This window comes from Priestia aryabhattai B8W22 (assembly GCF_000956595.1).
GTDB classification, from domain to species: domain Bacteria; phylum Bacillota; class Bacilli; order Bacillales; family Bacillaceae_H; genus Priestia; species Priestia aryabhattai.
In genome coordinates this window covers 49,780-56,725 of sequence record NZ_JYOO01000029.1, presented here as the reverse complement: position 1 = coordinate 56,725, position 6,946 = coordinate 49,780, and the positions used below count along the sequence as shown (strand labels likewise).

7 protein-coding genes are annotated in these 6,946 nt (G+C 37.1%); 1 reads left to right on the top strand and 6 read right to left on the bottom strand.

The features are described 5' to 3' along the window. The 6 genes from N178_RS19980 to N178_RS19955 form a co-directional block, all read right to left on the bottom strand. Nucleotides 1-1,317: LysM peptidoglycan-binding domain-containing protein (locus N178_RS19980; protein WP_045294392.1), on the bottom strand; the 1,317-nt coding region annotated here is incomplete at its 3' end. Between the two features lie 217 nt (nucleotides 1,318-1,534). Further along, nucleotides 1,535-1,756, bottom strand: a complete 222-nt coding sequence (locus tag N178_RS19975; RefSeq protein ID WP_045294391.1) for a spore germination protein — start codon at nucleotides 1,754-1,756, stop codon at nucleotides 1,535-1,537. An 84-nt stretch (nucleotides 1,757-1,840) separates the two neighbouring features. After that, the gene (locus N178_RS19970) at nucleotides 1,841-2,695 is read right to left on the bottom strand and encodes a DUF1206 domain-containing protein (RefSeq protein ID WP_045294390.1); all 855 of its coding nucleotides are present in this window, start codon (nucleotides 2,693-2,695) and stop codon (nucleotides 1,841-1,843) included. A gap of 35 nt (nucleotides 2,696-2,730) precedes the next feature. Beyond that, nucleotides 2,731-4,233: a cardiolipin synthase gene (cls, locus tag N178_RS19965; protein WP_045294389.1), complete on the bottom strand. Its 1,503-nt coding sequence runs from the start codon at nucleotides 4,231-4,233 to the stop codon at nucleotides 2,731-2,733. A gap of 262 nt (nucleotides 4,234-4,495) precedes the next feature. Continuing rightward, nucleotides 4,496-5,050 carry a hypothetical protein gene (locus N178_RS19960; RefSeq protein WP_045294388.1) on the bottom strand — a complete coding sequence of 185 codons (555 nt, stop codon included), beginning with the start codon at nucleotides 5,048-5,050 and terminating at the stop codon, nucleotides 4,496-4,498. Between the two features lie 157 nt (nucleotides 5,051-5,207). Further along, nucleotides 5,208-5,603, bottom strand: a complete 396-nt coding sequence (locus N178_RS19955) for a ribosomal maturation YjgA family protein (RefSeq protein WP_045294387.1) — start codon at nucleotides 5,601-5,603, stop codon at nucleotides 5,208-5,210. A gap of 222 nt (nucleotides 5,604-5,825) precedes the next feature. Between N178_RS19955 and desA the strand changes: the two genes are divergently transcribed. After that, complete coding sequence (gene desA / locus N178_RS19950) at nucleotides 5,826-6,869, top strand: Delta(5) desaturase DesA (RefSeq protein WP_045294386.1); 1,044 nt, start codon at nucleotides 5,826-5,828, stop codon at nucleotides 6,867-6,869. Nucleotides 6,870-6,946 lie beyond the last annotated feature (77 nt).

Here is a 6,946-nt window from a genome sequence, read left to right as displayed (position 1 = left end):
TTGATGCTTCGTACCATTTTCGGTGTATTCCACATAGTACTGCGAGGTTTGGCTATCCCATTTTTTAGTTAACTTTTTAGAAGAGATAACTGCTTCCGCTTCTTTCATCGTTAAGTCTTTTGTGACAACTTTTTTGGTTGATAAGTCCGTTTTCCATTCTCGCGTATAAAAAGGAACTCCTAGCAGGATTTTATGTGGAGGTACATCTTTCATAAGAAGTTGTGTTCCTTCTTTCACCCAAGGCAGCGAAGCAACAGATCCTGGAACCTGACTTCCTCCCCAGTGTTCTTCATATCCCATCATAATGACATAGTCTGCCACTTGACCAATCTGTTTTCTATCAAAGCTTCCCGACCAAAACGGATCATTATTTTCTCTTGTTACGTCTACTGAAACAGTCATACCATGAGGCTTTAACGCTGCTTTTAATTCTTTAATAAATAAAACAAAATCTTGTTTGTTTTTGATATTAATATTTTCAAAGTCAACGTTAATACCGTCACTCTTTGTTTTCACTAGCGAACTTTCTACTGACGATACAAGTTTTTGCCGCTTTGCTTTGTTACTTAGCACATCACTTGTAAGCACATCATCAAAATTGTTACCAATAAGCGGCCAGACTTTTTTGCCGTTTTTATGAGCCGTTTGAACATATGATTCATTTATAGAAGATGAAACAACTTTGTCATTTGACGTTAGCGTAAACCAACGAGGTGAAACAACGTCTAAATTTTTTTGCTTCATCGATTCTGTGTAGCCTGCTGCTTTTTCATTAAAGCTCCAACCCATAACTACGGGCTGATGCTTCTTTTGCGCTAAATCAGATTTTTTGATCCAGCCCTTTTTCCCTTCCAAAAGCTGTACTTGTACATAGTAATCAGGGATAATAAGCATTTGTCCAGGCTTAATATTTGTTGATGATAGCTGATTTAACTTTGTTAATTCATTCGCTTTTACACCGTACTTTACGGAGATTTTCCAAAGCGTATCTCCTGATACTACTTTATGTAACAAGCCTTTTGCTGGTATTTTTAACGTTTGCCCTGGAATCAGCTCCGTCTTTTTTAGCTGATTTTGTTTTATCAGATCACTGACTGTTATACCGTATTGCTTAGCTAATAGCCATAGTGTATTTCCCGGCACTACCGTATGAGTAGTAACTTGAGCTGCATCTCCAGCTTCAGATGAAATGACAGGAAATTCTTCTCCTTTTTTCACTGTCTGCATAACAGAAGAATGTAAGGAAGGAGAACGATATACGTTTACGTTGTCACCTTTGACAGTGCCCACTGAAGAAGCAGCGGCTCCTTTACTCATCGGGGCCAATCCTCCACTGAAAAGACAGAGAATAATCAGGCTCATACATATTTTTTTCATTTTATAATTTCGCCTCCCCACTTTTTGACATCACCTGTCTAGTTTACTACTCCTATAAGATAGAATCCTAGAGGTACATTGTGGTAAAGAAACGTCTGGGTATACGTAAAACTCAAATAAAAAAGCTTACCGTCCGATAACGATAAGCTTTCGTTTCTTATGCATTTCCCACTACATTTTGATCCTTAATATCCATATCAATTGTATTAGCGGTACTGGCACTGCTTGTAATATTCATAAAATTCCCTGTATTCCCGCTACCAGAACCGACTGTCGTAAAAGCTGTACTCTTTGGCTTAATAGCCAGACAATCACCAAACTCCACTGAAGATGAAACCAATACATTCGAGATATTTACGGCTCCTACTACCGATGGCATCTGCCTCTCCTCCTGTTCACTATCTATCTGCTATATGATATGAGCAGAAGGCCAAAAAGTAGCTTTTTCATCTTTTTAATTTTATTAAGGATCAATTCGTTTATACCTTGATTCTGCAAACATATATACTCCGTATGCCATAAGCCCGATTGATACGATGGCCAGCAGTACAGACCCAAAAGGACGCTGTGCTACTTCAGCAAGGGCTCCATCTAACCCTTTCGTTTCGTCTGGATCCGCTTGAAGAGCCGTGCGAATAAGAAAGAAGCCAATAATGCCAAAGACGATACTTCGAGCAATAATACCCGCTTTTCCAATATGCCCGCTCCATCGCCACTCTTCTTTTGACATTTCATTTTTCTTTAGTTTTTTTAGGAAGCGTCCTGAAAGAGCCCAATATACTTGTCCAATCCCAAAGATAATAACGCCGATGCCTGTAAGCGCAATGATGGTTTGCCCAAAGGGGTAAGATAACAACTTGGCTGATACCGTTTGATAATGCTTACCTGACGTATGAACGTGAGCATGAAGCAAAATTTTTACCGAACTCACACAAAGACTAATATAAAACGTGGCTACAACTAAATAGCCTAAACGAGTAAAAACGCCTTTTACACCATGCCCAACGTGGTGAGGATCAAAAATAGCAGAAATGATTTGCCAAAACGCATATCCACTTAAACCTACTGCCAAAATAATTAAAATTAAAAATCCAAACGGCTGCTTTGCAATTGTGTGCAGGGCTCCTTGAGAAGTAACTAAATCGCCTTTTAATCCGAAAGCTGTCTGAATCGCTAATATACCGATGATAAAATAGACCACACCTTGAGCCACATGACCAAACCGTGAAAAACGCACGACAAATGGCTTAGTACGTTCTTTTAAGCGATGTAACTTTCGACCAAACGTATCTTTTTTAACAAATGGAGATTCACCCATACGTTTCCTCCTGCTTTTTGAAAACAAACTTTATTTTATAAAACACCTGAAAATAAGCGAGCAAATGACTCTTTCGAACGTTCTACTAAGCTTCGCTTGTAAAATGCTACCGGTTTGATCAAATGACTGTCTTCCATATCTTCTTCGTAATTTTTGATGAGCGTTTGAATCGTCTCTCCCTCAATTAAAAATGCATTAACTTCAAAGTTCAGATGAAAACTTCTCATATCCATATTTGCAGTACCGACCGAAGCCATATCTCCGTCTATAATCACAATTTTTTGATGCAAAAACCCTTTTCTATACGAATATACTTCAATTCCACATCGAAGAAGTTCGGCAAAATATGACCTTGTTCCATATTGAGTCAGAAAGCCATCATTAATTTCTGGTACCATAATTCGTACCTCTACACCTTTTCTAGCCGCAATACGAAGGGCTGTTCTTATGGCTTCATTTGGAACAAAATAAGGAGTTGAAATCCAGATTGATTTCGTCGCGCTTGTAATCATAGTATAGTAATAATCACTCATATTTTCCTGCGTATCTGGCCCCGTCGCCACCACTTGCACAAAGCCTTCTCCTTCGACAGGATGAGGTTTTGTATAGGCTTCATTGTTAATTAAGCATTCCCCAGAAACGTATTCCCAATCGAACATAAAGATCGAATGCAAGGTTTGAACGGATTCACCTTTTAGCATCAGGTGAGTATCTCTCCAAAAGCCAATTTTTTTGTTTTTCCCTAGATACTCATCCCCAACATTCAATCCCCCTACAAAACCTACTTCCCCGTCAATTACGACTATTTTACGGTGGTTTCGAAAGTTGAATTTTTGATTAAAAAATCCATACTTAATAGGTAGGAAAGGATACACTTTAATATTCGCTTTCTTCATTCGTTTAATATCTGAACCCGATAGTGTAAAGCTTCCCATTGTATCGAATGTAAAGCGCACTTCTATACCTTCGCTTGCTTTTTTTATTAAAATATCAATGATTTCTTTTCCTAGAGAATCTGAGTGAAACATATAGTATTCCATATGAATAAAATGTTTTGCTGATTGCAAATGCTTTTTGATTTCATTAAACGTTTCTTGCCCGTTCTTAAGGACGTAGGTTTTTGTATGAACATTCATCTTTGTCAAAGATACACATTGAAGATACTGAGCAAAGTAACGCTGATGAGATTGAAGCGTAGATAGATCAGGCGTCGTTTCTTTATCTGCCATCTTTCTAAGCATCTCTCGGTTATGCATACGCTTTTTTTTGAACATATGCCCCTTTAAATAGAGCTGTCCTGAATACAAATAAAAGAAAAAACCTGCAACAGGGAAGAAAAAGAGGACATACATCCAAACCAACGTACTTTCAGGCGTTCGATTTTCAAGCATAAGTGAATACATACAAATGAAAATGATGACACCATATAATCCAACTAAGGCATACTTCCAATGAATATCAATAGAGGTAAAAAAGAAAGCATAAATTGAAAGTAAAATAATAAATAAAAAAATAAAGTCCAACCGGCGTTTTTTCATAAAAGCTCTCCTAAAAACAAACTGTATTGTATCACTTGTCTATCTTTCATATGAGGTAGTATATGGAATACACAGAATTCTTATCATGCATGCCACATAAAATGTACATATATTTGCACAAAAAGCAGTTTAGCCGCTTAAGCAACTAAACTGAACTACCTCAGACAAGCATCATTTATATACCTATACCCTGGACGGTAAAAGAAAAAACCTCTTTACGAAGAGGTTTTTTCACTGGTTTTTCACGCATGATGATGCCTTTTTATAAGTTGGTATAACCGGACTCTTTTTCTTTTTTAGGCCAAACAAAATTAGAAAGAGATAATAAGAAATCAATTCCTACAATAACTGTCCAAAATTCCACTACATTTTGCAGCACGTTGGTTTTTCCATTTGGTACTATATACATCATCGCCCCTAAAAGAGTTGCCCCAATAGCGTAAGCAACAAGATGCTGTATCCATGACTTAAAATAATGCTTTGCATATTCTTTTCCATAGCGCCTACGAGGTTTTTCACCGCTTTTCATCACATAATATTGAAAGCGTTCGTCTGCCCATTGAATCATACTTTTTCCAAAAGCGATCGAAATTCCAATATACACGGCTGCAATAGCGTGAGCGTAAGTCGCTTTAGCACCTACGTAAAGGTCTACGCTCGTCACAATCAGAAGAAAAAAATCAACAACGGGTGTTAGAGCTAAAATAAAAAAACTGAGCTTTTGTTTCTTAAACATATACCTTGTTGCTAATCCTAAAATGATGACTATCCAAAAAGCGATTTCACATGCAATAATCATCCAGGCTATTAAATTCAAATAATCCCCTCTCTTCCTCTTGTTCAACGAATAGACAATAGGTTTTAAATAAAAAGTTTTATGCATAAGTTTATTTTTATGTATATACATCCTGCTTCATAACCCTAAGGCTTATTCCATCCTCAGCTTAGTTCTAAGATTCATTGAACCGTATTTGCTAGGCGGATCTTTTAAATCGATATCTATAGTACTCGCAGCTCATTCCTGCCGCGACTCCAATCGAATAGGCTAGTATATCGCTCCATAAGAAGCCATACCCCAGAATGAGCCCTCCTAACGCAGTCTTTCTTATGTCATCAATCCACGGGGCGTGATACAGCTGTGTAAATTCAATGAAGTAACAAAACACTATAGCAAACGTACCAATCATTTTTGTCTTCCATGTAGGAAACAAAAAACCCGCGCTGACAAAAATCATTAAGGCCCATAACGAATCTCCCGCATATATATTTACGATGTGAGGAAGATACGCAGTAAGTTTTCTTGATAAAAGGCCTGCTCCCATGATAATAATAGCTAGAAGCAAATATACCCATCTATTTCTTTTATTCATTTCAAACTCCTTTTTCTCCTTAAATGCTCCGTAACACTAAGCCTTCACTGTATAATTTTATCAGAACCGCAGACTGTTAAATACCGCTTTTTTTCATTTTTTACAGCTTCCCCCTACGTATATATGACAAGTGTCATAGTTTCTATATGACACGTATGTCTTAAATAGTCAGAAAAATCCCTTTATACTGAGGATAATATACGGTGATGAAAGGAATTTCATATGACTATACAAAAACAAAAGAATTTACGAAAACAAGTTGCACCTTTTGAAAAAGCAGTAATGAAAGACAGCATAAGACAATTGATTAATACTTTTTTACCTTTTTTCACACTATGGTTTCTCGCTTATGAGAGCCTTTCAATTTCTTATTTTTTAGCATTTCCGCTAACTGTTATCGCAGCAGGGTTTTTAGTAAGAATATTCATTATTTTTCATGACTGTTGTCACTACTCTTTCTTTAAGAATAGACAACACAATAAAATTCTCGGAACAATTACCGGTGTCTTAACGATGTTTCCTTACAGTCAATGGGGACATAGCCATGCAATTCACCATGCAACAAGCAGCAACTTAGATAAAAGAGGTACAGGTGACATTTGGGTGTTAACCGTAACAGAATATAAAGAAGCTTCTATTTGGAAAAAAATCGCTTACCGTATCTATCGCAACCCGTTCGTTATGTTCGGCGTGGGACCTATATATGTATTTTTGATTACAAACCGATTCAATCGAAAAAATGCGAAGAAAAAAGAGAGAATGAACACGTATCTTACAAATGTATTGATTGTTGCATTAGCAGCAGCGACCTGCTGGTTGGTAGGTTGGCAGGCGTTTGTATTAATTCAAGGACCGATTTTCTTCATTTCAGGTTCAATTGGAATTTGGCTGTTTTATGTACAGCATCAATTTGAAGATTCTTATTTTGAAGAAGATGAGCACTGGGATTATGTAAAAGCAGCCGTTGAAGGAAGTTCATTTTACAAGCTTCCAAAACTATTGCAATGGCTAACAGGCAATATCGGGTTTCACCACGTACATCATTTAAGCCCAAGAGTGCCTAACTATAAGCTTGAAGCTGTTCATCAACACACACAGCCTCTTCAAAATGTACCAACCATTACACTCGCAACAAGCCTTCGCTCTCTTCGATTCCGTTTATGGGATGAAGAAAACAAAATGTTTGTGAGCTTTAAAGAAATAAAAAAACGCTCAGCTGGACCAAAAGCAAGCAGAATTTCATCTCAAACAAAAGCAGAACTTTAATAAAACAGTCAAGCTTTCAAAAGCTTGACTGTTTTATCTATCCGCCTAAACTTATTTCATTCTACTTTGTGGTAAAC

Coding starts and splice junctions, on each gene's coding strand:
- N178_RS19970 (WP_045294390.1), bottom strand. CDS start 2,695: ATGGGTGAATCTCCATTTGTTAAAAAAGATACGTTTGGTCGAAAGTTA.
- N178_RS19955 (WP_045294387.1), bottom strand. CDS start 5,603: ATGAATAAAAGAAATAGATGGGTATATTTGCTTCTAGCTATTATTATC.
- desA (WP_045294386.1), top strand. CDS start 5,826: ATGACTATACAAAAACAAAAGAATTTACGAAAACAAGTTGCACCTTTT.
- N178_RS19975 (WP_045294391.1), bottom strand. CDS start 1,756: ATGCCATCGGTAGTAGGAGCCGTAAATATCTCGAATGTATTGGTTTCA.
- cls (WP_045294389.1), bottom strand. CDS start 4,233: ATGAAAAAACGCCGGTTGGACTTTATTTTTTTATTTATTATTTTACTT.